Consider the following 25,659-nt stretch of genomic DNA (forward strand, 5'->3'; position numbering starts at 1 on the left):
TTATGAGCTCCTCTCTATGAGCCTTTTAATTCTTGCTTGAAGTTCCGTAATGCTAAAAGGCTTTGTAACATAATCATCTGCTCCAAGATGGAGTGCTCTTGCTATATCATTTTCGCTTTTCCGGGCAGTCAGCATCAAGACACGGAATAGCCCTTCTCTGTTTTGCTCGTGAATTTTTTGCAGCACTTCAATTCCATCCATGACTGGCATCATTCCATCCAAGACTAGAAAGTGTTCTCCATTTACTTCAGGTCTTCCAGAATGGAAGAATTTAAATCCATCTTCAAACAATTCAATATCCAGCTCGATTTGATCCAATTGCATGGTTTCCAACATCCTCTTAATCATGCTTCTTATAATGAAATCATCATCAATGATTGAAACGAAAAGCTTCCTTTTACTTTCAGCTGTCTGCAAAGCACTGGCCGATAGCATGCGGGCTCTTCCATTTTCCTTCGCCATATAAAGTGCTTGATCTGCTTTTTTTAGAATATTAGACAAATCAATTTTAATATTCGATACTTCAAATATACCTCCCGAAAATGTAACAGTGAAAGCTTTCCCAAGATGATCAAATGTCTTTGATGAATACATTTCCAACAATTTATTCATCAATCTTAAAGCATCCTCTTCATTTGTGTTTGGTAAAAAGACAACAAACTCTTCTCCCCCAAAACGGAAGACCTCATCTGAATCACGAATATTTTTTTTCAAAAATTGAGCAAAATCAATTAAAACTTGATCTCCAATCAGATGTCCAAACTGATCATTTATATTTTTAAAATGATCAATATCCAGAATTCCCACAGAAAACATTTGGCCACCGTTTTTAAACTTAACTAAGCTGCTGCTTAATGTTTCTTCCATGCATTTCCGATTACTGATTTTCGTCAGCTCATCAGTAAGAACAAATTCGTCGAACATTCTCTTCCTTTGCAGCTGCCGATCCACTCTTACGATGAATTCTTCAAGATCGACAGGCTTTTCGATGAAATCATCCGCCCCCATCTTGTAGGCTGCTATTCTGGTGTCACGATCATTTTTTGCACTGATCATGATTTTTGGGACAAACCTTTTCTTATTATGATCTTGTATATCTTCAAGAATTTGAAATCCTGATTTTGATTGAAGGTGAATATCTATAATCAAACAGTCCGGTTGAATGGCAAAGTATTGTTCAATAGCTTTTTCTGCCTGCGTATTGGCAATAACCATCCAGCCTTGCTCCTCCAATATATCTTTTAAAAGAATCATCATCGAAACATCATCGTCAATGATTTGGACCCACATCTCATCTTCCGCTGACTTCTTTTGAGGTGACGGTCCTACCGGCTCTTCGTACGATTCAAATTCATACGTTAGGCTTATTAATTCAGCCAAAAAGACTCTTAAATCTGATTTTTCCCATTGTGGAATTTTTTTCTTTTCCAGTTTTGTCATTAATGTTTCAGCCAAATGCTGCAGCCCAATGAGCTCAATTGTTCCTGCTGTACCTTTTATAGAATGAAGGAAACGATAAAGTTCATCATTATCTACCATCTCCATCAGATCTTCATCCATCCATACGCCCAATTGATTATTTATTTTTTCAAACAATAAAATTTGATATTTATTCTTTTTCATATGTAAAATCCCCTTTTGATTATCCTCCATACCCAAGTTAAGAGATATCTTATATTAGGGTAGATACTCTTTACATATTATCGCATTATCCTAAAGATTCCTATCTATGGAATAAACTATAATGAAAGAACCAAAGAAGCTCCCTAACAAATAAAACGCCGCAATTCAGCGGCGTTTTTTATCAATTGATAAGTTTCATATATAAAATTACCCATTAAATACTTGCTAATATCGCTTTTTTCTCATCATCCGATACAAAATGCTTTTCACCAAACACCTGATATTGCTTCGAACGAACAGCAGATAGAATTTCCCTGTACAGCTTACCTGCCCCATAAACCGGGATCCTGGAATGAAGGGGATAGTCATTCATTGTGGAAAATGCCTGCTGATAAAGTCTTTCTGCTTCTTCCGCCAAATGCTCCCATAGCTCGATGAAACCTCTGCTCACTTTGCCTTCCTTTAAGTCCTCTTCGTTCACACCATAAGAGTCCATGATTTCCTTTGGAAGATAGATGCGGTCCCTATCGAGATCTTCCCCTATATCCCGCAGAATGTTCGTCACCTGCATTGCAAGTCCAAGTGCTATGGCATCCTGTCTTAGATCCTTGGCTTTTTTCGGTGCAAGGATTGGCAGCAGCATCAATCCAACAGTGCCTGCTACATGGTAGGAATAGTTCAATAATTGGTCCACCGTTTGATAGCGGTTGATGGTCAAATCCATTTTTTGTCCTTCAAGCATATCCCGAAAAGCCTGTACATCCATGTCATAGCGGGAGAACACATCGGATAATGCCAGCCACATGGGGTTTGCACGCTCAAACTCACCTTTTAAAAACCTTTCAAATTCAAAAGCGAACGCATTCAATTCCGCAACAGGGCTGCTGCCTTCATCCACAATATCATCTGCCGTACGACAAAATGCATAAACGGCCCAAACAGCTTTTCGATCTTCTTTCGGCAATAGTGAAAAAGCCTTATAGAACGTTTTTGAATGGCTGGCAATCACCTTTTCACAATAGTCATATGCTTCGTCTATTCTATGCATGGATGCTTCGACCTCCTCTTTGGATTTGATCCTTTATTAGTTCATCTGCCAATAATTTAGCTCCCTGCATGACAATGGGGATCCCGCCGCCTGGGTGAATGGATGCCCCGACAGCATAAAGATTATTATAGGTTTTACTCTTCACCTGTGGCCTGAAGACTCCTGACTGGAAAAGGGAAGGCGCAATCCCGAAGCTGCCGCCTTTATATAAACCGAATGCCTCTGCATCTTTAGGTGTATACATCTCCATCCACTCAATGGCATTCCGTAAACCTGGAAATGCTCCCTTCTCCATGCGTTCGATGATTTTATCAATCCATTCCTGCTGATTCCTCCAATCAACTTCAGTATCTGATGGAACAGGTATCAACGTATAAAGGACGCCTTTTCCTTCAGGAGCAAGTGAATCATCGATAATAGAAGGATGAAATGTATAAATGGCAGGATCATCAGGAATAGATTTTTGTTCAAATACAGCTTTCATATGATTGGCGAAGGAATTCCCGATGAAAAACTGATGCACATCCGCCTCTTTATAGACCTTATTAAGGCCGAAATATAGAAGGACGCATCCGGAAGATGGTGTATAAGCCCGCTTGCCGGGAACATCCATTAAATCCTCAAGGTTTGGAAAATCTCCGTTATAAATGATAGCATCATATCTTTTTTGGCCGAATTTCGTTTGAATTCCTTTCACTTCCTGATTCTCCGTGTGAATGGAAGTGACTGGACAATTTAAATGGACTGGAATATTCCGTTTTTCGATTTCCTTTTTGAGTATATCAACCAGATTGGCATATCCGCCTTTTAGATAGTAGATTCCGTGAGCGTGTTCACTGTACGGAATCAGGGAATACATGGCGGGTGCATGATAAGGGTCCCCGCCTATATATAAAGTCTGGAGGGAATAGGCCATCCTTAATCTTTCATCCTGGAAGTACTTGCCCATCAATCGATTTACAGACTGATAAGGTTTCAGTTTCATAAGCTTTTTGACATTGCTTTTCGTCCAAAAGCTTTTGTGATCGGAAAAGGACTTGCTGAGGAACGCTTCTTTGCCTACTGTAAACCGCTCTTTCCCATCTCGAATGAACTCTGGAAACTTTTCCGCATCTTCCGGGAACACCCGGCGCAGTTCTTCAAGCTGCCTTTCTTCATCCGGATATTTCGTATAGGAAATACCGTCCGGAAAATGAATGGTATAGAGCGGGTCGCATAACAAAAGCTCGTACATTTTCATATCTATGCCAGCTTCATCTAATAGATTCTGAAACATTTCTGGCAGGAGGACAATTGTCGGACCTTGATCGATTTTGAACCCATCTCTTTCCACGAATCGAAGCCTGCCTCCAAGCCTGGAGTCCTTTTCGAAGATTTCTACCTCAATCCCTCTTTTGGATAGGATAAGAGCGGACATCAGTCCACCTATCCCTCCTCCGATGATTGCAGTTTTCATCGTAATCCCTCCACTTTAGGAAGAGGCATGACCGGAATGCGTCCCATTCCCTCTTCTTCCAAAATTCCATTGGCTGTAATCCTCGCAGATTCCAAAATAGTCGGAAGTCCGCTGCCTGGATGAGTCCCTCCTCCAACGAGCCAGCAATGTTCCAATTCTTCAAACTTGTTATGAGGCCTGAATACCATCATTTGGGATAGCTGGTGCCCCAGATTAAAAACGGCTCCTTTATAGACATTTGCATCATGTTCCCAATCATCCGGGGTAACGATGTGCTCCACTTCTATATGATCTCTGATGCCTTTAAAGTGCGTTTTCTCTTCAATGGCATCCAGTACAATTTTTCGAAAGTTCTCTTTATCTCTCTTCCAATCAATTTGGCTGAAATTATTCGGCACCGGGGCAAGGATATAAAGGGCGGACTTCCCTTCTGGCGCCAAGGTATGATCTGTCACACTTGGATTTTGAATATAAATTGAGGGATCCATGGATAAGATTTTCGACTTGGTGATTTCCTCGACATTCTTTTGGTAATCCTTTGAAAAAACAATGGAATGATGGGGGAGTTCATACGTTTTATTGACCCCAACATACAGCATAAATGTTGAACAGGAATATTTTTTCCTTTTTAGCTTATCTGCTGAATACTTCTTCAATAATCCCGGCTCCACCAACTTCGTCATTACATGGGCAAAGTCTCCGTTGATTATCAGTTCATCCCCTTTAATCCTTTCTCCAGATTCTAAAATCACACCTCTGACGCTTCTGCCTTCCGTCCAAATCTGCTTGACCCCTGAATGTAAATGGATCTTGCCTCCATGTTCCTCCAGCACCCTTGCCATGGATTTGGATAACATATTGACGCCGCCAATCGGATGATAGACACCATAAGCATGCTCCATATAAGAGAGAATGGAAAATGCACCGGGACATTCCCATGGGGACATTCCCAAATATTTAGATTGGAAAGTAAATGCGAGCTTTAATTCCTCCGCAGTAAAATATCGGGATAGCACATCGTAGAGGGTTTTCCCAAGTTCAAGCTCAGGAACGGCTTTGATGACTTTCGGCCTTACATAATGCATGAAGCGGTCCATTTTGTCCTGGAGAATGGGCGTCAATGCCTTCATCTTGCGAGCCGTTTCTTCCATAAAGCGCTCGTACCCTTCACCATTCCCGGGATAAAGCATCTCAATCTGCTTCTTCATCTTTCGACGGTCACTTGTCATCCTGATTGTTTTTTCTTCAAAAATCAATTCATACATAGGATCAAGATTCACAAGATTCATGTAATCATGCACATTCCTGCCTGAAGCTTGAAACAATTCTTCCACTATATGAATCATACTAAGAAATGTGGGACCTTTATCAAATGTATAATCACCAAGGCGCAGTTCCGAATTTCTGCCTCCAACCGTGCCATTCTTTTCAAACACATGTACATCATATCCCTTACCTGCAAGCATCATTCCTGCAGCAAGGCCGCCAGGACCGGCTCCGATGATGTTGATCCGCTTTGGCATATGGAGTGCTCCTCTCTTCAATCAACTCGTTAAATATAATTATACAAACATTATACAATCATTAAACAATTATGCAAAGCAAAAAGATGTTTTCTTGTTGATTTCCATTCAGATCCATAAAAACGTTTTTACGAACAATGTTTATTGCCATTGCATTATTGCAACACAATTCGAATTATTCTATGATAATTACATCTTATAATAGTTCTAATAATATTCCTAAATTCCTGTACCTAATTGGAGGAACAGTATGAAATCTTTTATTAATGAAAAAACTGGTGTTTTCCCATCTGTCTGTCCCCTTGACTGTCCGGATCAATGCGGCCTCCTGCTGCATAAGGAAGATGGCAGAATCACAAAAGTGAACGGCGATCCCAATCATCCAGTCACAAAGGGGAATATTTGCAATAAAGTCCGGAACATGACCCATCGGATCTATGACGATAAGCGCCTTAAATATCCGCTTAGACGAGTCGGCAAAAAAGGCGGGGGATCATTCGAACGCATCAGCTGGCAAGAAGCGATCGATGCCATTACCTGCCGATGGAAAGAAATCATAAAGGAAGAAGGCCCCGAGAGCATCCTTCCTTACAGCTTTTACGGGAATATGGGGAACATCAATGCGGAAGGAATGGACCGTCGATTCTTTCATCGTCTTGGCGCATCCCTTTTGGACCGCACGATCTGCAATTCAGCAGGCTCAGCAGGCTACCGATACACAATGGGTGGAAGTTTTGGGATTGACCCTGAAGATACAGTTCATTCCAAGTTGATCATCTTTTGGGGGATCAATGCCGTCAGTACGAATATGCACCAGATTTCCTTGGCTCAAAAAGCAAGGAAGAACGGTGCAAAAATAGTCGTCATCGATGTCCATAAAAATCAGACAGGACGCTTCGCTGATTGGTTCATCCCCATTAAACCGGGTACAGATGCCGCCTTGGCGCTGGGCATGATGCATATTTTGTTCAAAGAGAATAGAGTTGATGAAGACTTTTTAGCGGATTATACAGTGGGACATGAAGAACTGCGGAAACATGTAGAACAGTACGATTTGAAAACTGTATCAGCCATCACAGGTGTTCCTTCAGAAGATATCCGGAAACTTGCCCGGCTCTATGGAGAAACCACCCCTGCCTTCATCAGAATCGGAAACGGACCGCAGCACCATGATAACGGAGGAATGTGCATACGGACCATTTCATGCCTTCCTGCTTTGACAGGCCAATGGCTTCATAAAGGAGGAGGAGCGACGAAAGGAAATTCCAGCTTTCTAGCCTTTAATTCTTCCAAATTACAGCGCCCTGATCTGCTTGCTGATAAAAATACAAGACGAATCAATATGAATCACCTTGGGAAAGTCCTTCTTGAATCAAAACTGGAACCGCCGGTGAAATCCCTCTATGTATACGGTTCAAATCCAGCTGTGGTGGCTCCACAACTAAACAAAGTGCGTAAAGGATTGCTGAGGGATGACCTATTTACAGTTGTACATGATTTGTTCCTGACAGAAACAGCAAAATATGCCGACATCGTACTCCCTGCCACTTCATCCTTTGAAAATACGGATTTCTATACTTCTTACTGGCATCATTACATCCAAATTCAGCAGCCGGTCATAGAAGCATACGGAGAATCCAAGTCCAATACGGAGGTCTTCCGGCTTCTGGCAGAAGGGATGGGATTTGAGGAATCCGAACTGAAAGCATCAGATGAAGAAATGATCCGCGATGCCCTGAATGAACCCATAAACTCTTACATGGAAGACATCAGTTTCGAAAAACTCAGAGATCATCAGTATCTTAAATCAAATAAAAAACCGTTGTTCCCAGGGAAATTGCCAACCCCAAGCGGAAAAATAGAACTTTATTCAGAAGCCATGAAAAAGGATGGGTATGAACCCCTTCCAACATATATCCCCTTAGTGGAAGAAGAACATCCATTTCTTTTCGTTCCGGGTCCTAATCATAACTTCTTGAACTCGACTTTCTCTAATAACGAGAAGCATATCGAACTTGAAAAAGAACCAAGTGTTCATTTGAACAAGAAAGATGCCGATGCAATTGGCATTCAGCATGGGGAATTGGTGAAACTATGGAATGAGCGTGGAGAGTGCCATCTGAAAGCGAACGTCGGTGACAACGTCCTACCTGGCGTTGTTGTCTCACAAGGACTATGGGCCGACACCCCAGACAAAAAACAGCTTGTCAATTCTCTTACCCCCGACCGTCTCTCAGACATGGGCGGAGGAGCCGTTTTCTTCTCAGGGAAAGTAAGTGTAGGAAAAATAAAAAAAAATAACGCCTGAATCCGAAATAGGTTCAGGCGTTTTGTTAATTCCCAGGAAGCACTTCTTTTGCAATCAATTCATATGATTTTCTGCGCTTTTCAGGAGAATAGACATTCGTCACAATCATGATCTCATCTGTTTGGTAATTTTTCTTTAAGACTTCCAACTGTTCTTTTACTTTCTCCGGATTACCGATAATCATCTTCTTTTTCATTTTCACAATTGCAATTTCATCTTCCTTGCTTAGAGGATAAGACTTTGCTTCTTCTACAGAAGGCAAACGGCCTTTGCTTTTTTGGATTGCCCAGATCATACTGCTAAGTGCAAGGTCTTCCGCCTCTTCATCGGTTTCTGCACATACAGCTGAAACAGCAGCCAATACTTGAGCAGACTGTCCCTTCTCCCTCTCCTTGAATGCTTCCCGATAACTTTTGACAATGGCCGGTCCATCTTCATCCGTCATAAAATGACCGAAGGCATACGCCAAACCGTTCTCTGCTGCTAAAGCTGCACTTTTTTTCGAAGTTCCAAGCACCCATGGAACAGGGGCATCAACTGGGACAGGCGACGCAGAGAGTGTGGCATGTTCATTTTCCGTTTGATAGGAATCGTCTATAAATGCCACAAGTTCTTTGACCGCTTTTGGTATATTCCAGACACCTTCAAGAAAATTGGCTGAAAGTGCGCTGGAAGCTTCTGCCGATCCACCAGGTGCACGTCCAATCCCGACATCGATCCTGCCTGGAAACAGCGTTCCTAACGTATGATGGATCTCCGCGACCTTGAACGGCTTATAATAAGGGAGCAGGACAGCTCCCGTACCTAGTCGGATACAGCTTGTATGGGCTCCGATAAAACCAAGCATCACTTCAGGTGCAGAGCAGGCGAGTCCAGGAAGATCGTGGTGTTCAGCCATCCAATACCGTGTATAACCCAGCCGTTCACCCACCTGCGCCAGCTTCATCGATTCGAACAATGCATCTTGTGCACTTTGATTGGATGAAATTGGTGATTGATCAAGGATGCTTAACTTCATTGTGCATCCACTTGAAGAAGCGTCAACGAATATTCGCCCACCTGGTCTTTTTCGTATAAGTTCGTGACAGAAGTCGAATATTCCTGAATGGACCCTCTGAAGGCCAATCCATTTTCCGGCACTGCCACATCAAATGCACCTTCATATAACAAAGTCGCGACATCATGATATTCCTCACTTGTTACATCAAATAGGAATGAAATTTGATGGGCTCCTTCCTTCTCTTCATGCGAAAAATCCTTTGCTTGAAATACGCGGTCATTCAGCACCACTTCTTTTGGCATTTTTCAGGACTCCTTTAATGTTTTGTATCGAAATGATAGCACTACGAAAGAGGCGCCGCAAATTATTTGCATCTACTCGGTGAACTGGACAAAAAAAACCATCCAAAATCGGATGGCTTTAGTCGATGTTATTGAAAAATCCACTGACTACCTTGATGTATTCTTCTTGTTCTTCTAGATATGGCATGTGTGCACTTTCTTCAAACACATGGAATTTCCCGCCAGGCGTCAAGGAGCTGAAGTATTCCGTAGATGAAGGAGTGGCTTCATCGAACCTGCCGCATGTATAGAGCGTCGGTACATCGATTTCCTTCAATCTGTCCGTGCAGTCAAAATCCTTTAAATTTCCTGTCACTGTAAATTCAGAAGGACCCCACATGATATTGTAGACTGTCGGATTTTTGTATTTGGCTCCCTCTTTCAGAAATTCCGGAAATGGGTCCAGACGGCAGACAAAACGCTTATTGAATTCAATGGTGGCATCCTCATAAGCTTTAGAGTCCGTCGTTCCATTCTTCTCGCATTCGAGCAGGACAGCTTGAATTTCTTCCGGCAAGAGCTCCCTGTTGCGCATTTGATCTTCCGCCCACAATGGAGCACTTAAACAAGGGCTGGAAAAAATCACACTCTTCACACCTTTTGGCTTTGTCAGCATATAGGCTGCAGCCAAAGTTGTACCCCATGAATGACCTAAAATATGTACCTCTTCTAAGTTTAGCGCTTCCCTCAGCTGACCCAGTTCTTCAACAAAACGATCTATAGTCCATAGATCATTATCTTCTGGCCTATCTGATCTTCCGCAGCCGAGCTGATCATAAAAAATGACCGGACGATCCTCTGCAAGCACCCTTAATCCTTGCAGCGAGTAATGGGAAGAGCCCGGACCGCCATGCAGAACGAGGACAGGCGTTCCTCCCATTGCAGAATCATGCTGCTGATACCATACTTTTCCTCCAGTGACTTCCACGAATCCTTCTTTAGCGTTCATTCAAAACTCCCCTATCTTAACCATTTCATTCTATTATCCAACAAACGGGGAATTTTGAAAAGTCAGGCGAATCTATTAATTTACCTTTTCGATTGTCTGTTTCACAATTTGATGTCCAAAAACGGACGTCCCTGCAACCAACACCCCTTGGAAGAATGAATCCATGCTGAAGCCCATGATTAACCCTGCGAAAACCACGCCTAAAACCAATAAGATATAAGGGATTACCCAGTTTTTGATCTTTGGCGTGTTTTTGATGATCTTTCCAATCACCATTAAGACCGGAATCAGTATTAATGCCTCGTCCATAATATAATGAAAAATATTCAAAGCCTGCATCCTCCTTTTATGTTCTAAGCTGATTTTCCTATTTTCACTATATGTCCAAATCGTTCAGACAAGACTCAAATTGATGTATTTTACTTTAAGGCTGTTTTCGTACTCATTGTTGTTAAAATCTTAAAGCCGATTTTAACGTGAAATTATCTGGTTTGCGCGTTGGTATGGAGTATCCAGGCTCTTTTCCAGCTGAATTTTTCGCATAGATTGCATAAGTTATCCTGTTTTAATGCATAAAGCAACAAACTTTGTGAAAAGAGCCTACTTTAATGAAAAACGCCCGGCCATTGGCCAGGCGTTTTAGAAATTATTTTATTCCTGTACTGAGTGCCTGCGGCTTCTTTCTTAAGAGGAATACAAGCGGCACTCCCAGTGCGCATATAATGGAAGCTGTTAAAAAGACATCATTGGTTGCCATGGCTTTTGCATGCTCTGCTAAACGGGCTGTCAGGTTATCTTCTTTTAGTTCCATTCCATGCGTAAGCGATCGCGCTGCCAGAATGGAGCTGAATACCCCAATCGAAAGGGCTCCGGTAGCTTGCCTGATCCAATTCGTAACTGCTGACCCATGGCCAGCATTTTCTTTAGGGATTGCTGTCATTCCAGCATTCGTGACAGGCATGAATGCAAATGCTATTCCCACATAGCGCAGCGTCATCCAACCAGCCACATAGAGGTTGGTAGACTGAAGTGACAGATGGCTTAGTTCCCATGTTGAAAAGCCAACAAGAATAACACCGCTCATGATCAATGGGAAAGGTCCTATTTTGGAATACAATTTCCCGACAATCGGTGTGGAAAATGCCATTACAACAGATCCCGGCAAGAGGACCAGCGCTGTATCAAGAGCCGATTCGTGCTGAATGTTTTGCAGGAAGATGGGGATCAGGAACGACCCTGAATACAGAGATGCCGTAATGATGCAGTTGATGATCAAACTGTATGTAAATCTATTAAACTTAAAAACCCTTAAATTCAATAAAGGCTCACTTACCGTCAGTTCCCGTCTGATGAACAAAATCAAGGAGATTATTCCGATGCCAATACAGGAAAGAGTCTTGACAGATGTCCATCCCCATGCATTTCCTTCACTGAAAGCAAGCAGGAGCAGAATACTACTTGAGATAACAGTGATAAATCCGTACAAATCAAATGAAGCTTTTTTATTCAATCGATAATAAGGAACAAACAGACTTGCAGCAATGATCGCTGCGATTCCGATCGGCAAATTCAACATAAAAAGGGATTCCCAACCAAAATACTCCGTCAGCCAACCTCCAAGGGTCGGTCCGAAAGCAGGTGCCAGCATGGAAGATAAACTCCAGAGGCTCATCGCGAATGCCTGCCTTTCTTTCTCGACCAATTGATAGATCATTGTCATCGTTGTTGGAATGATGGCTCCGCTGAATACCCCTTGAAGAATCCTGAAGGTTACGAGAGATTCAATATTCCATGCAATGATGCACATCCCGGAAAACAGCGTAAATCCTGATAAGGCGATGATATAAAGCCTTTTATAGCTTAATAGATCTCCAAAAAATCCTACCGTCGGAGCGATCACCCCTGTTGCCAGCATGAAGCCGGCCATCATCCATTGCACAGATCCCAGGTTTGCATGAAACTCCGTTATAAAAATGGGAAATGCAACATTGATTGTTGTGGTACTTAAAATGGCCATAAAATTGCCGAAAAAAATAGCTAACATAATTAGCCAAAATGAAGACTTTTTTGATTCCATTGTGTTCATAAAACATCCACCTTTGTTGCCGACTAAAATAGTTTAGTCAATCCGCTTTCCAATTAGAACCGCAATTGACCCAATCGTCCTAATTCTGTCGTACATGGGAATGGTTGTCAAGGAAGAAGGGAAAGCATTTCCAGCCGTTAAATGGTGAGATGGGCGGTTAGGAAGGAGAGGAATCAACATCTCAACCGAGATAAAAAGATAATAATAATTTGAAATTAAAAAGCCAAACATACCAAGCTGTTTCATAAATTTATTGTTTAGATATAAATGTTTACAACTTACTAGCTACCCAACCTGTAAAAATAATTCCCCCAATAGTATTAACGACTCCTAATACCATTATTACCTTACCTTGATTACCTACTTCATAATCCCTCTTTAAGACTAGTCCAAGCAAAAATGCAAATGGACCAAAAGCAATTGGACTAAATAGATAAGGTAAAAACGCTGCAATCCAGCTAATTGTTAATAAAATATGTTTTCCATCTTTCCTTTTAATTGCCTCTTCCAAAGTAATATCCCCCTTCATTTTTTTATGTTGAGATTTTATTAAATACTTACTTTCTTAAAATGTTTACTATGATGATTAATTAATAACTAAATTTTCTAATTACTTATTACATTTTACCATACAATGGTAAATACATGTAATTAATATCAATCTTTGATGGACAAATAATATAATAAGAAAAATAGCACCCTATTTCTCATCATGACAAAATTAATTCCCAAGATGACATTTCAAGTGCTATTTTAAGCTATCTTCTCTATTAAATTTCATATATTAAAAGTGAATTATGTCTTACCAACTAATAAGTTTAACTTTGTAAACAAGATTATTAGATTGAAACGGACAGCTTTTCTCCATTAAATCCTTAATTCAATTTTCCGATATACTGAAGCTCATCTAATTCTTTTGCATCTGCTGCACCGTCAATGATTTTCCGTACATCCTCCAATGTCTCCTGGATGCTGACAGACTCCCCTTTTTGTCCCGTAAAAGCCTCTGCTGTGTAAAAAGGCTGCGTCAAATAAGCTTCAAGCCTCTCTCCTCGTTTATAAGTTTGAATTTCAGATGCCGGAAGCCGATCCATTCCGCTGACCTGTACCAGCGAACGGAGCTCCCTATACCTTCTAAGCAATTTTTGCGCCCGCTGCTGAAGAAGCAGATGATTCTGGTCTAAAAACGCTCCTTCTAAAACAGATGAGGTCGACTGAATCGGGTTGATGGCCGGGAACAAATGGCGGGCAGTGAGATCTGCATCGAACTGAAGCAGCGTTTCCAATGGACCATATGGCAAATCTTCATCCACTGCCTGCCCCGTAAGATCGAGCAGGAAAGTCGTGATGGAGTCAACGCCAATCGCTTGAAGGCGATCTTGCAAATCATAAATTTCGCCAGACACAACATTCGAACGATCTGCTGCAAACAAGACATCATTGTCTTTCCCCAGCTGCGCCAATTCTTCATATGCTTGATCGATGGAAGTGGCAATCACATCAGCAAAGTCTTTCACGTCATCTAATTCCGGATAATTTCCTTCCGGCATTAAAAATACAGCCTTGTAGCCTTCCCCTTTCAATCGATGGAATAATTCAAGCAAAATGACCAGCTGACCCATTCCCGGCCGTGCAACCAATCCGATTGTCCCCCCTTTTGCTACAGGTGCAAATAAATCCAACGCTTTGATCTTTGTCTCAATCATCTCCACTTTCTCCCCTCTAATGATTAATTCATCCAACGTACATTCGGCCAAATCCGCAAGAGCTACCAACGTCTTGACTTCCGACCTTCCTACCGGGATTTTCCCTGTACAAAGATTCGACACGGTTGCTGGACGAAGGCCGACTGATTTCGCAGCACTGGTTAAATTCGGAACCCTTCTTCTCAGCAAAGCAACATTCAATCTTAGATTTTCCAAATTTTACACCTCCTGTTACTTCTTAGAGTAAATGATTATACGTTAAAAAGCAATATATTTTTACTCTCTGAAGTAATTTTTATTACAAAAATTAATTTCCAAAATAAAAAAGCGGCAATCGCCGCTTTTTCATTAACTTCTTTAACAAATAGAATCATTCGGTTTCGGATTTTTCAGGCCAAACAAAGGACGCAGGAACAAAGCAAAGAATGTTCCGAGCATCGCCATGACCATCCATAGCCAGCCATGCAAGCTGAAAGATGCAATGCCGCCGAAATATGCTCCGATGTTGCATCCGAATGCCAGGCGTGCTCCGTATCCCATAAGAAGGCCGCCGATGATGGATGCACCAGCAACTCCAGCCTTGATTTTACCTGGTTTAAATGTTCCTTGAAGAGAAGCAGTGATAAATGCTCCAAGGATTACACCAAAGTTCAATACACTAGTAGAATCGGCTAGTACTGTTTGATGCAGTGCAGCGCCTTTTTCACCTGCAAAGTAGCCCCAGCTCTGGACATCCACTCCCAGGCTCATTAAAGCTTTCGCACCCCACAATGCAAATGCCGAAGTGATTCCCCAAGGATTACCGCGTACAGTCAAGGTCAATGCATTCAACAGAGCGAGTATGATCCCTGCAGCCATCAATGGCCATGATCCGCGGAAAACCTTTTTCCATCCTTGAATTGTAGGAAGAGGCTTCATCATTGGCGGGTTCTTCTTCCTTGCAATCGTTACACAGATCCAGTAAATAAGCGCAAAGACCACCATTTGCAATACCCATGCGCCAAAATAGCCTAAGCCAGTTGAAGTCGCTAGGGAAATTGCCGGAAGCGACGGCATCTCCTGTGTCCAAAAAGGGAGATTATATGCTCCGAGCACTGATCCTGCAACAAATGCGATAAGCGTTAAAATCATGGATGAGGATCCTCCACCAAGAGAGTAGAGCGTTCCTGAGGCGCAGCCGTTTCCAAGCTGCATCCCGATTCCGAACAAGAATGCACCGAATACTACGCTAACTCCAACTGGACTTACATAGCCGGCGGGTTTTACCCCGGTGAAACTGAATCCAGTGGCTAAGATAATGGCAAATAAAGTCGATGCAACGGCCAGCATGACCATGTGCGCCTGCAGTCCCTGCACATTTCCGACAGACATCAATCGGCGAAATGCCGAAGTAAAGCCAAATCGAGCATGGAGCAGCGTGATTCCAAGTGCAAGCCCGATCACGAAAATTACACCTTGTGTCCAACCGGCAGCTGAGACAATAGAAATGAATAAAATGATGGCAGCAGCTAAGCCGATGATCAGATGTGGTTTCTGTATAGGATTCAAGTCTGAGAGGACAGTGGTTGATTTTTGATTCCAAGTTTCTTTCAACGCTGTATCACTCACTAAAATCTCTCCTTTTCTTATCTTTTTAGTCGGATTTAAGTATAACGGTTTTCTATAATATTTCAACCTTCATGCTCATGTGCTTTCTTCTAACAAAAAAAGACCCCTTAAAAAGGAGTCTGGAACACTTTAAACTGTTTTGATTTCCCCAACCGGCGGTGCTTCGACCTTTGATTCAGGCACGAATCGTAGGAGTGTAATCCCTATGATGAATAGGATGATCAAGCTGAATACGCCGCTGCTGGAATTCCCGGTGATCTGTGCTGTCGCTCCAACAAGCAGCGGTCCCATGATGGAAGCAAATTTTCCGAAGATATTGTAGAAGCCAAAAAATTCATTGGCATTTTCCTTTGGAACAAGTTTGGCAAAATACGCTCTGCTGAGTGCCTGTATTCCCCCTTGGGATGATGCCACAAGCATGGCGATGATCCAAAAATCTGTCGTCGTTTTCATGAAATAGGCATACGTACACACAATGATATATACTCCGATGCCCACATACAGCATTTTCTTGCCGGTATATTTTTTGGCGAGGCGTCCATAGAGAAAGGCAAACGGTGCTGCAACGACCTGTGTGGCAAATAATATAATCAGGAGGTTGGTGGAGCTGATCCCGAGATCCGTTCCGTAGGCTGTGGACATTGTGATAATGGTGCCCACGCCGTCAATATAAAAGAAGTAAGCGAGCAAAAATAAAAACAATGCTTTATATTTCCTTATTTCTTTCAGCGTTTTGCCGAGCCTTCTAAAACTTTGGCCCACGGGATTCTTTTCCCGTTCAATATAATATTTTTGTTTCACATTTTTCAGGATTGGTATGGAGAATACACCCCACCAGACGGCCGTAATCAAAAAAGCGATTTTACTCGCAGTGCCAGCTGTAATGCCAATCACTTCTTTTTGGGCCAAAAGAATAATGACAATGGACAGCAAGAACGGAATGGTACTGCCAATATAGCCAAGCCCGTATCCTCTAGAAGACACTTGATTCATCTTTTCTTCAGGCGCTACGTCGACAAGGAAAGCATCATAAAAGACATTTGAACCTGAAGAACCTAAAACGGTGAGCGTATATATCCCTAAAAGCAGCAGCCAGTGGTCCCCTGGAATAAACGCGAGGAGAGCAGTGGAAATCGTACCAAGGGCAAAGAAAAAAATGAAAAATTTCTTTTTTAATCCTTTGTAGTCTGCAATTGTCCCAAGAATGGGGCCGAGCATCGCCAAGATAAAAGTCGCAATGGCGATGGTATATCCTAAATAAGCAGTGGAATTTGACCCGCTTACACCGCCGCTTGTTGCCGAAGCCTTGTAATAGAGAGGAAAAACTGCAGTTGATATGATGATTGAATAGGCAGAGTTTGCCCAGTCATACATCACCCAGCTATTTTCTGCTTTTGTATACTTCTTCATGGAATGATCCCCCTTAATATTAAACCTTTGTCTATTTCCCATTCCTTCATCCCAGATCAAGAAGCTCTTCAATCGGCCTGCCGTCCACCTCCCCAAGTTCCAATCCAAGAAGACGGGCAAATGTCGGCCCCTCATCGATCAACCTCATATCTCCAACCACCCTGTTTTGCTTGATTCCTTTCCCGGAAGCCATAAAAATCGTGTGATAATCGGGTTTTAGAGGTGAATAGCCATGGCAGGCATACGTATATTTTTTTTCTTTTACATCCTGTTCCCTTATTTCCTCAAGATAATGGCCAATAACCGCTTCAGAAAAATAATATCCCTTCAAAGCTTCGATCATGAAAACGCACGTGTCATCTGCTCCCGCCACTCCGGCTTCTTCACCAGTAAGGACGCTTTCGATCCCATTCTCTTTTTTCTTCATCAGCTCGTCCAGCAATTCTTTCAGAGCGGCTTTCGCCTCATCATCCCTTTCATCTTTTACATAAATATATGCTGAGCCGTCGCAGCTTTTGCAATATACCCGCCAATCCTTCACATTTCCTTTTTCATCAGCCTGAAGCAAGCCTCTCTTCTGAAGCAGCACATTCAATTTGATTGCTTTCGATTCATCGAGTGCACTATGGTCCCCCAGTGCAATGATCGCTGACTCATCATAGATTCCTGCTTCCTTTAAAGCTGAAATGATCCGGCCAAGGCGTTCATCATGGCGTTTTATTGCGTCCATCGCCTCTTTTGAAGAAAACCCATGATAGTGCCGCTGTGTATCCAAATCGGTGAAATGGACAAGAAGCAGGTTCGGCTTTTTGTCTTTGATCGTCTGGACAGTCGACTCCAAAACAAAATCATCCAGCGCTGGCTGATTAAGTCCCTTTCGGATATGGCCGAACTTTTTGTTCATCTCAAGCTGATACATTGGAGTGCCGTTCATTAAAGAAACAAGTATTTGATTATGCCAGCGCCGATTGGCAAAAATTTCAGGCATGTTGTAGTCGATGTCCGCTTTTGCCGTGACTGGCCATAAAAGCGCTGCCGTTTTCAATCCTGCTTTTTTGGCTTCATCGTAAAGCGTGGTGCCCTTAATATATTTTCGCTCCCAATACCAATCCGGGGAATCCCAGCCTGGCTGTATGAAAGTATTATTGATGATTCCATGATTCTTTGGATACTTCCCTGTCACAATCGTTGCGTGGCAGGGATAGGTGACAGAAGGATAAATGGATTCAACATTTTTTGAATAAGAAGCTTTATGCAAAAATGCCTTAAAATTTTGCAATTGTTCCAAAATGGGAAAATCCAGGCCTGACAAACAATCAAATGAAATGACAATTAAATAGTTAGGTTTATTTTTCATGGAGTCCCCCTATAGATAAATATATCCTGTAGTTATGTACCTATTCGACAGTAGTCAACATGATTCCTTTTCCCAATCAAATACACATGAATGATTTTTCCAAATATTTAATGCTATCCCCTTTCATTTTTAGTAAAAACTAATCCTTGTGAATATTGAGTTGGAGTTGAATGAATCAATGAAAAATACGTTTATAGCTTTATGTATTCTTTTTTTCTTTACATTGCCTCAAGCAATACATGCATCCGAGGCGCCTCCCATCGACTTTCAAGTTGAAGCTCCCCACTGGGAGGAAGTCGAAAAGGCACTCCCTCGGAAATCCATCTTTACCGTCATTGATATTGAGAGCGGGAAAAGTTTCGTTGTTCAGCGGAGAGCAGGTTCTCATCATGCAGATGTACAGCCTTTGACCGTCAAGGATACTACTATCATGAAGGACATTTATGGAGGAAAGTGGAGCTGGAGAAGACGGGCCATCCTGATCATGACGCCAAGTCGCTTGATTGCCGGTTCCATGCATGGAATGCCGCACGGAGCAGGTGCCTTGCCCAATAATTTCCCCGGCCACTTCTGTATCCACTTTACCGGAAGTACAACACACAGTACTGAACGCTCCGACCTGGCCCATCAAGTCATGATTCTCAAGGCGGCTGGAAGATTCGATGAATTCGTTTCTACACTCCCTCCATCTGAGTTGATGAATGTCTTCATGGTGACAATCAAAAATGCAGACAAAGGCCTGACCAGAAAAATCGCTGTATCTAATATAAAGGATTTAAATAAGAAATTGAATGAGTTCAAAAGGCTTGAAAACATTCAATGGGAAGTGCTTTCACATTCCAAAGCCAGTGAGACCGCCCTATCTGCAGCAGTCCCGGTGAAAGTGAATATCTTGAGTGAAGAAAATGGGGCTTCATCCACAGTAATTTCCTTTACTATTATCAGGACTTCCCCCATTTCCCCATGGAAAGTGGATATTGATCCATTGCTCGAACAATTGGCAGGGTAAAAAGTCGACAAGGAGAGTAATAAATGATGAAAATGTTGTTCACGCTTGCCCTGGCCATCGCATCAGCTCCTGTTAATAACGGAGAGATCACCCTTCTTCATGATGGATTTCCGATAAGCACAACCACCAGGGAGGATTTTCAGCTGGCACCCTTCGATGGAGCTGTTATCAACCATGAAGAATTAGATAAGTACGTTCATACCATTGAAATGAAAGTGTATACTCCGCCGCAAAACGCATTTTTAGATGCTTACGGCAATCTAGTTGGCGAACACAATGGACACCGAATCGATTCAAAAAAATTCAAGGAAGAATTTTATGAGAGCTACTTTCAAAATGGTGAGAAGTATTTTGAGATTCCCTTGAAACCCGTATACCCCAAGGTGGATAGTGAACTTCTTTCCCAGATAAAAACAAAGTTAATTGGACGCTATGTTACCTACTTCAATCCGGGAAATGCTGAAAGATCAAATAATATCCAACTGGCTGCTGATGCCATCAACAATAGCGTCATTTTTCCTAATGAAACGTTTTCCTTTAATAAAACCGTGGGGAAACGTACAAAGGACAGAGGGTATCTGCCGGCTCCCATCATTATTCGAGGAGAACTTTCAGAAGGTGTAGGCGGCGGCATCTGCCAAGTTTCCTCAACACTGTTCAATGCCGTTGATAAGGCAGGCGTAACAATTGTTGAACGGTATTCCCACAGCAGGAAGGTTCCTTATGTACCCCCAAAACGGGATGCAACCGTCAGCTGGTACGGCCCTGATTTCACGTTCAAAAACCCGCATAATCAGCCCATCCTTATACGTTCAAAAGTAACCGAAGGACAAGTGGTCATTACCATCTATTCCTCTGAATCGATTAAAATAAAGTAAAAAAAGAAGGTGAACGAATGGCTGAGACATCCGTTCATCTTCTTTTTTTCACTCCGGCAAATGTTCCATGCAGTATTCCTTCAACATTTCTTCCTCATCTTCTTCGAGGCCAAAGTCGAGGAACTTATTCGTTACCTGCTCATAAAGCTGGTATTGTGCAATTCGCGAACCATTTTCATCCACAGCTAATATGAGCTTTACACCCAATCCGTGCTCAGAATAAAGTTCGTCCTCTTCATCGACTTCAATATTCAATATGTATTCGTATCGATCCCCGACTAAAATGCCTGTCGGATCGTTCAATTTCTCTGCTGTATGGTATTTGATTTCCATGCAACCCACGTCCTTTCTTATGACATTACCTTTCATTATTATACACACCTCTGAAAGAATAATAAACGAAAGAAGGCTGGTCATCCCCACTTTTTGCTGATACGATAACGATAGATGCGAAAAAGGAGAAATAAATCAATGAATAAAAAAGAATTGGAAGAACAAATCATTCAAAATTACCAGCGTGAAGAAAACATGATGATTCTCGTATTTGCCCAATGGTGCATCAATCAGGATCTCAACCCTGAAGAACTGTATCTGAAAGCCTACCCAAATCAGGCAGCAAATCCCGCTTTAAAAGAGGCATTGGAACTCACTGTCCCAAGAGAAGAAGCTGGTGAAATTGCTGATCAAACCCTGCTGAACGTCCTCTCTCTATTTGGCAATGATGACCTCGCCATCGTAGTCACAGATGAAATCCACAAACGAAAAAATTAATTAGCACATACCATCCCGGTTGGTTCACCATCCGGGATTTTTTACGTTTAAATCCACCAATAGTTTTGACAACTTTTCAACAGCTTCCAATAAACCTGTAAAAGTGTGATGAAAGTCACAGTAAGGAGACATTGTACACCATTATGCTTGATTCAAAGAGTTAAGCGAGGTGAAAAATATGCCCAAAGACAAGCGGGAAAAAGAAGTTTCATTATTGGGGACATTGATCAGTGTGCTTATGATCGGAGGCATCATCACGGTCATGTGGTTTTCGGTATATGCCTTTTATCTACAAAGGTAATTTATTCAGGAAGCAGGTGGAATCATGCATTTACATCGATACGAAAAAATTTGGCTCTCATTCGGCATTTTATCATTAATACTTTTCCTGACCATCATCGGGATTAATGCTTTCGGACATAACCATACTCCTGCAGGTGGGATGATGACCATAGATCCCAAGAAAGTCGACGTGACACCCCCATTCGATCATCCTGGAGTGGTGAAGCTTGATGACGATACCTATCAAGTCGCAATCGTCGGGATGGCTTTCGGATATAAACCTTCACAAATAAGGGTTCCTGCAGGAAAAGAAATCATCTTTAAAGTTACGAGTGCAGATGTTACACACAGTTTTACAATCATTCATACAAAAGTGAACATGATGGCAGTTCCCGGCCAGATCAATACAAAAAGCTATACTTTTCAAAAACCGGGAAAATATTTGATCCTATGCAATGAATATTGCGGGTCAGGCCATCAATTCATGCAGACTGAAATCGAGGTGTACCAGCCATGATTCATAAAAATGAACGCAGACTCGCTCTTTCATATATCAATGTTGCTTATTTCGCATTTCTCATCGGCACGTTTTGCGGCTTGATGCAGGTCTTTATAAGAAATAATGCCCTAAAGCTTCCTGCATGGCTGGATTATTATCAAATCCTCACCGCACACGGTGTCTTGCTTGCCCTTATTTTCACCACCTATTTTATCTTTGCTTTTTTTATAACAGGCGTCAGCAAAACACTCGGAGATTTTGGTCCGAAAGTTCGCAGCGTCTCCTGGCTCGGATTTTACGTCATGACCATCGGGACTGTAATGGCCACCGTCATGATCATATCCGGCAAAGCCTCTGTCCTGTATACATTTTACGCGCCATTAAAGGCAAGCGGCTGGTATTACGTAGGTCTCGCCCTCTTCATTGTCGGCACCTGGATAGCCGGATTTGCCATCCTGGGGCACTATGCTTCATGGAAGCGCAGAAATAAAGGCGTATTAAGTCCCTTATTTGCATTTATGACAGTATCAACCATCATATTGTGGATCATCGCTTGTCTTGGGGTAGTTGCAACGGTCGTTTTTCAATTCATCCCCTGGGCATTTGGATGGACCGATACAATCAATGTTGAACTCAGCCGTACGCTATTTTGGTACTTCGGCCATCCGCTTGTTTACTTTTGGCTTCTGCCGGCATATATGGCCTGGTATACCGTTGTACCGAAAATCATCGGCGGCAAAGTTTTCAGTGATTCACTTGCCAGATTATCGTTTGTATTATTCATTTTGTTTTCCATCCCTGTCGGTTTCCACCATCAAATGGTGGAGCCTGGAATCCCGGCATTCTGGAAATTCCTTCAGACCTGCCTGACATTCATGGTCATCATCCCTTCATTGATGACCGCGTTTTCGATGTTCGCCGTATTTGAAACAACTGGAAGGCAAAAAGGAGGCAAAGGGCTATTCGGCTGGTTCACCAAACTTCCTTGGAAGGATATCCGATTTACTTCCATTTTCATCGCAATGGTTTTCTTCATACCCGGCGGAGCAGGCGGAATCATCAATGCAAGCTTTCAGCTCGATGAGGTTGTCCATAATACACTTTGGATAGTCGGTCACTTCCATATTACGGTCGGCACCCCGGTTGCTATGACATTCATGGGTCTCTCATTCTGGCTCATTCCTTATCTGGCTGGCAGAAAATTCACGAACTCCATGAAGAAGCTTGCATTCATACAAATCATCACTTGGTCAATCGGCATGCTTCTCATGTCAACCTCACAGCATATCCTTGGATTAATGGGTGCTCCAAGGAGAACATCTTATGCAGGCTACAATGGAAACAATACAGCACTTGAATGGTTCAACGGAATTGTTTCCAACCATGTAACAATGGCCATCGGAGGATCGATTCTATTCCTTTCTGCTATGCTTCTTATTTATATTGTGGCCATGAGCTTGTACATTTCGCCAAAGGCGTTGAATCGTGAAGATCAAGTAGAGTTTCCGTTGGCCGAAAGCGATCAATCAGGGACTCCGCGTTTTCTCGAAAATTGGTGGATCTGGATCGGCATTTCGTTCGCGCTTATTTTTGTGGCCTATACGATACCGATCATGCATATGATTGAGCATGCACCTCCGGGATCCATCGGATATAAAACTTGGTAGGAGATGAGGATATGTTTACGGTGACACTGGTCTCAATACTTGGTATTGTACTCATTACCGCAATCGTGGTAGAAATAAATACTGTTGAAGAAGAATAATATGTTGAACAAAAAACTCGCCGGCGATTAACGGCGAGTTTTCTTATACTTATATTCTGCAAATATCGATAGGACACCCTTCACAACGGCATTGAAGTTTTAAATATTCCATATCCAGAATGATGATTTCACCAGTCCCGCAATATTCCACGACCTCGATTTTCTTTAATCCGTTCAACATACGGTTAATGGTTTCCCTCGATGTTCCGATCATTTCGGCCAATTCGTTGTTCTTCATTTTTTTATCAATGAGGATCCCCTCAGGCACGATTTTTCCGTAAGAATGCGAGAGTCTGATAAGGGTTGAACAAAGGGCGCCGTTTTTGCCATACAGCATTAAATCGCGCAGCTTGGAATGGATGAATTGATTCATCCTAGCCATCCATTTAATAAGTTCGAGGGCAGCTTCGCCATTATGGATGATGATTTGTTCCATATCATAAGAAGGAATGACGCCGATCACACTATCAGCTGCGGTTTTTGATTGGAATCGATGTTTCGTTTCCCCCTCCAATCCAAGCTCGCCGAATAAATCTCCATTGTGCAGTGTATAGAGAACCAGTTCCTTTCCATCCTCAGTGGATTTAGTAATCTTCACCTCTCCGTCGATGACAAAGAACAATTCGTTTGATTTATCATGTTCTAAAAACAGATAAGCATCCTTTTTGAATATTTTTTTCTTCATTTTCAATTGAAGGAGCTCCATTGTTTTTGCTGAAAAAAAGCCCGTATTAGAATAGGGTGCTTTCTGTACATTATTTTGTTTCTCCATTCCCAATTCCACCCTTATGCCTCTATTTTTCACTCTCGAAGCCGTTAAACCTGCCTACTCTCCCTATTCGATATCTGATATCGTTCATTTTATTTAATAATTTTTGATTTAAGTTATCTACCCATTTTGGATGATTTTTTTCACTGTTTTCAATGACGGCTTGGGAAAGATCTTCGAAAAGCAGCAAATCATGGAGCCTCAAGAACATCGGGATTTCCGCAAATTCTTTGTCTGTTATTGGATGATAGACCCTATAACCCTTAATAAATTCTATGAATCGGTCATCCCTTAAATCCACCCCATCGGAAAAAAGGTCCCTTAGCGCAAAAGCAATGTCTGCTGCATACCATCCATCTATGGAGCTTTCAAAATCAACCATTTGCACATTTATTCCGTCCCATATGAGATTATCAAGCTCAAAGTCAAAATGTATTTTCCCATAAGAACCACGGGTCATCGGTTTATTTACCAGCCATTTTCGCAGAAAACTAATCTCTTCTGCGAATACCTTCTCAAATGCTTCACTCATTTCGATATGATTCAATCTGCTCAGTAAAACAGGTTGACTATTTAAAATTTTGTCTTGAGCGAATGTTGCCGCGAATGAATGCAGATGCCCCAAAGCTTTTCCCCAAAGGAAAAATTGCTGGTGAGACAATTCATCAATCTCATATAGCTGGCCCTCACAAAATGTAAAAACAGAAGCGATGACAGGGCCGGCTGGACTCACTGCTCTTTCCGTAAACCGTTTTCTTTTTGAGACAACCGGACGATTAACCGATAATCCATTTGAGTGTAAGTAGAGAAGATAATTCACTTCTCTCTCTACGAAACTTTCATGATCATTCGGAACCAATCTGAGAATGAATTTTTCATCCTCTCTTTTAAAAGAGTAAATGAACGTACTGCTTGCCCGGATGAATGAAGCAGACTCTGCATCTCCATCCCACAATTCAACTATATTCTTTATAAATTGCTCATGCTCCTCGCTGTGAAGCATCGTTTCCATTAATGAAAGCTTCATCATTGGCATTTCTTCCCCCTAGTATTTGCATAAACAAAATCAGTCAGGAGGAATGTCCATCAAAAAAGACCAGCGCAATAACATACGATGGTCTTAATCGGTCAATGATCTCTATTGAAAAACAGTATAAACATAGTATCTTCAAATACTGGGCAATAGCGGATGATTGATCATTGGACATCGTAATTTTGTTTTGCTTATCAACTTTCGATTACTCACAATATCAACCTCCTTGCCTATTATT

General features: G+C 42.0%; 24 protein-coding genes. 7 read left to right on the forward strand and 17 right to left on the reverse strand.

The window, feature by feature from the left end; translation table 11 throughout:
- The 4 genes from ABTV07_RS11030 to ABTV07_RS11045 form a co-directional block, all read right to left on the reverse strand.
- A complete protein-coding gene (locus ABTV07_RS11030) occupies window positions 1–1,623 on the reverse strand; it encodes a diguanylate cyclase (RefSeq protein ID WP_433742315.1) in 1,623 nt (540 codons plus the stop codon).
- A gap of 214 nt (window positions 1,624–1,837) precedes the next feature.
- Window positions 1,838–2,671 (reverse strand): phytoene/squalene synthase family protein, encoded by an 834-nt coding sequence (locus ABTV07_RS11035; protein WP_433742316.1) that lies wholly within the window; start codon window positions 2,669–2,671, stop codon window positions 1,838–1,840.
- Window positions 2,664–4,127, reverse strand: coding sequence for a phytoene desaturase family protein (locus tag ABTV07_RS11040; RefSeq protein ID WP_433742317.1), 1,464 nt, complete (start codon window positions 4,125–4,127; stop codon window positions 2,664–2,666). Before ABTV07_RS11040 ends, ABTV07_RS11035 begins: the two co-directional genes overlap by 8 nt.
- Complete coding sequence (locus tag ABTV07_RS11045) at window positions 4,124–5,650, reverse strand: phytoene desaturase family protein (protein WP_433742318.1); 1,527 nt, start codon at window positions 5,648–5,650, stop codon at window positions 4,124–4,126. The genes ABTV07_RS11040 and ABTV07_RS11045 overlap by 4 nt, the downstream gene beginning before the upstream one ends.
- A 250-nt stretch (window positions 5,651–5,900) precedes the next feature.
- On the opposite strand from ABTV07_RS11045, the gene ABTV07_RS11050 reads away from it, so the two are divergent.
- Complete coding sequence (locus tag ABTV07_RS11050; RefSeq protein ID WP_433742319.1) at window positions 5,901–7,958, forward strand: molybdopterin oxidoreductase family protein; 2,058 nt, start codon at window positions 5,901–5,903, stop codon at window positions 7,956–7,958.
- Between the two features lie 25 nt (window positions 7,959–7,983).
- Here the strand turns inward: ABTV07_RS11050 and ABTV07_RS11055 are convergent, their stop codons facing one another.
- The 10 genes from ABTV07_RS11055 to ABTV07_RS11100 form a co-directional block, all read right to left on the reverse strand.
- A complete protein-coding gene (locus tag ABTV07_RS11055) occupies window positions 7,984–8,976 on the reverse strand; it encodes an LLM class flavin-dependent oxidoreductase (RefSeq protein WP_433742320.1) in 993 nt (330 codons plus the stop codon).
- Complete coding sequence (locus ABTV07_RS11060; protein ID WP_433742321.1) at window positions 8,973–9,260, reverse strand: DUF3219 family protein; 288 nt, start codon at window positions 9,258–9,260, stop codon at window positions 8,973–8,975. Before ABTV07_RS11060 ends, ABTV07_RS11055 begins: the two co-directional genes overlap by 4 nt.
- Window positions 9,261–9,378: 118 nt before the next feature.
- Entirely contained in the window at window positions 9,379–10,248 is an 870-nt protein-coding gene (locus ABTV07_RS11065; protein WP_433742322.1) for a proline iminopeptidase-family hydrolase, read from the reverse strand.
- Window positions 10,249–10,323: 75 nt separating this feature from the next.
- On the reverse strand, window positions 10,324–10,578 hold the full coding sequence (locus ABTV07_RS11070) for a phage holin family protein (protein WP_433742323.1): 255 nt from the start codon (window positions 10,576–10,578) through the stop codon (window positions 10,324–10,326).
- 316 nt (window positions 10,579–10,894) lie between these two features.
- Window positions 10,895–12,334, reverse strand: a complete 1,440-nt coding sequence (locus tag ABTV07_RS11075) for an MDR family MFS transporter (RefSeq protein WP_433742324.1) — start codon at window positions 12,332–12,334, stop codon at window positions 10,895–10,897.
- A gap of 271 nt (window positions 12,335–12,605) precedes the next feature.
- A complete protein-coding gene (locus ABTV07_RS11080; protein WP_433742325.1) occupies window positions 12,606–12,845 on the reverse strand; it encodes a hypothetical protein in 240 nt (79 codons plus the stop codon).
- Between the two features lie 364 nt (window positions 12,846–13,209).
- A complete protein-coding gene (locus tag ABTV07_RS11085) occupies window positions 13,210–14,256 on the reverse strand; it encodes an ATP synthase beta subunit C-terminal domain-containing protein (protein WP_433742326.1) in 1,047 nt (348 codons plus the stop codon).
- A 141-nt stretch (window positions 14,257–14,397) separates the two neighbouring features.
- Window positions 14,398–15,648, reverse strand: a complete 1,251-nt coding sequence (locus ABTV07_RS11090) for a YeeE/YedE family protein (RefSeq protein ID WP_433742327.1) — start codon at window positions 15,646–15,648, stop codon at window positions 14,398–14,400.
- Between the two features lie 129 nt (window positions 15,649–15,777).
- Entirely contained in the window at window positions 15,778–17,058 is a 1,281-nt protein-coding gene (locus tag ABTV07_RS11095) for an MFS transporter (protein WP_433742328.1), read from the reverse strand.
- Between the two features lie 46 nt (window positions 17,059–17,104).
- A complete protein-coding gene (locus tag ABTV07_RS11100; RefSeq protein ID WP_433742329.1) occupies window positions 17,105–18,415 on the reverse strand; it encodes an alkaline phosphatase family protein in 1,311 nt (436 codons plus the stop codon).
- A gap of 178 nt (window positions 18,416–18,593) precedes the next feature.
- Between ABTV07_RS11100 and ABTV07_RS11105 the strand changes: the two genes are divergently transcribed.
- Together ABTV07_RS11105 and ABTV07_RS11110 are read left to right on the forward strand one after the other, a co-directional pair.
- Window positions 18,594–19,424, forward strand: coding sequence for a hypothetical protein (locus ABTV07_RS11105; protein WP_433742330.1), 831 nt, complete (start codon window positions 18,594–18,596; stop codon window positions 19,422–19,424).
- Window positions 19,425–19,447: 23 nt separating this feature from the next.
- Window positions 19,448–20,302 carry a VanW family protein gene (locus tag ABTV07_RS11110; protein ID WP_433742331.1) on the forward strand — a complete coding sequence of 285 codons (855 nt, stop codon included), beginning with the start codon at window positions 19,448–19,450 and terminating at the stop codon, window positions 20,300–20,302.
- A 48-nt stretch (window positions 20,303–20,350) separates the two neighbouring features.
- Here ABTV07_RS11110 and ABTV07_RS11115 read toward each other — a convergent pair whose 3' ends face one another.
- Entirely contained in the window at window positions 20,351–20,635 is a 285-nt protein-coding gene (locus ABTV07_RS11115) for a DUF6509 family protein (protein WP_433742332.1), read from the reverse strand.
- Window positions 20,636–20,773: 138 nt separating this feature from the next.
- On the opposite strand from ABTV07_RS11115, the gene ABTV07_RS11120 reads away from it, so the two are divergent.
- The 4 genes from ABTV07_RS11120 to ABTV07_RS11135 all read left to right on the forward strand — a co-directional run bounded on the left by ABTV07_RS11120 (window position 20,774) and on the right by ABTV07_RS11135 (window position 23,521).
- Window positions 20,774–21,073 (forward strand): hypothetical protein, encoded by a 300-nt coding sequence (locus tag ABTV07_RS11120; protein WP_433742333.1) that lies wholly within the window; start codon window positions 20,774–20,776, stop codon window positions 21,071–21,073.
- Window positions 21,074–21,242: 169 nt separating this feature from the next.
- On the forward strand, window positions 21,243–21,374 hold the full coding sequence (locus tag ABTV07_RS11125) for a cytochrome C oxidase subunit II (protein ID WP_433742334.1): 132 nt from the start codon (window positions 21,243–21,245) through the stop codon (window positions 21,372–21,374).
- A gap of 24 nt (window positions 21,375–21,398) precedes the next feature.
- Window positions 21,399–21,872 carry a cytochrome c oxidase subunit II gene (locus tag ABTV07_RS11130; protein WP_433742335.1) on the forward strand — a complete coding sequence of 158 codons (474 nt, stop codon included), beginning with the start codon at window positions 21,399–21,401 and terminating at the stop codon, window positions 21,870–21,872.
- On the forward strand, window positions 21,869–23,521 hold the full coding sequence (locus tag ABTV07_RS11135) for a b(o/a)3-type cytochrome-c oxidase subunit 1 (protein WP_433742336.1): 1,653 nt from the start codon (window positions 21,869–21,871) through the stop codon (window positions 23,519–23,521). Before ABTV07_RS11130 ends, ABTV07_RS11135 begins: the two co-directional genes overlap by 4 nt.
- A gap of 147 nt (window positions 23,522–23,668) precedes the next feature.
- Here the strand turns inward: ABTV07_RS11135 and ABTV07_RS11140 are convergent, their stop codons facing one another.
- Both ABTV07_RS11140 and ABTV07_RS11145 read right to left on the reverse strand, forming a co-directional pair.
- Window positions 23,669–24,391, reverse strand: coding sequence for a Crp/Fnr family transcriptional regulator (locus tag ABTV07_RS11140; RefSeq protein ID WP_433742337.1), 723 nt, complete (start codon window positions 24,389–24,391; stop codon window positions 23,669–23,671).
- Window positions 24,392–24,413: 22 nt separating this feature from the next.
- Window positions 24,414–25,418: a phosphotransferase enzyme family protein gene (locus tag ABTV07_RS11145; protein ID WP_433742338.1), complete on the reverse strand. Its 1,005-nt coding sequence runs from the start codon at window positions 25,416–25,418 to the stop codon at window positions 24,414–24,416.
- Window positions 25,419–25,659 lie beyond the last annotated feature (241 nt).

Source organism: Falsibacillus pallidus, from assembly GCF_050990905.1.
In the GTDB taxonomy this organism is placed as follows: domain Bacteria; phylum Bacillota; class Bacilli; order Bacillales; family DSM-25281; genus Falsibacillus; species Falsibacillus pallidus_A.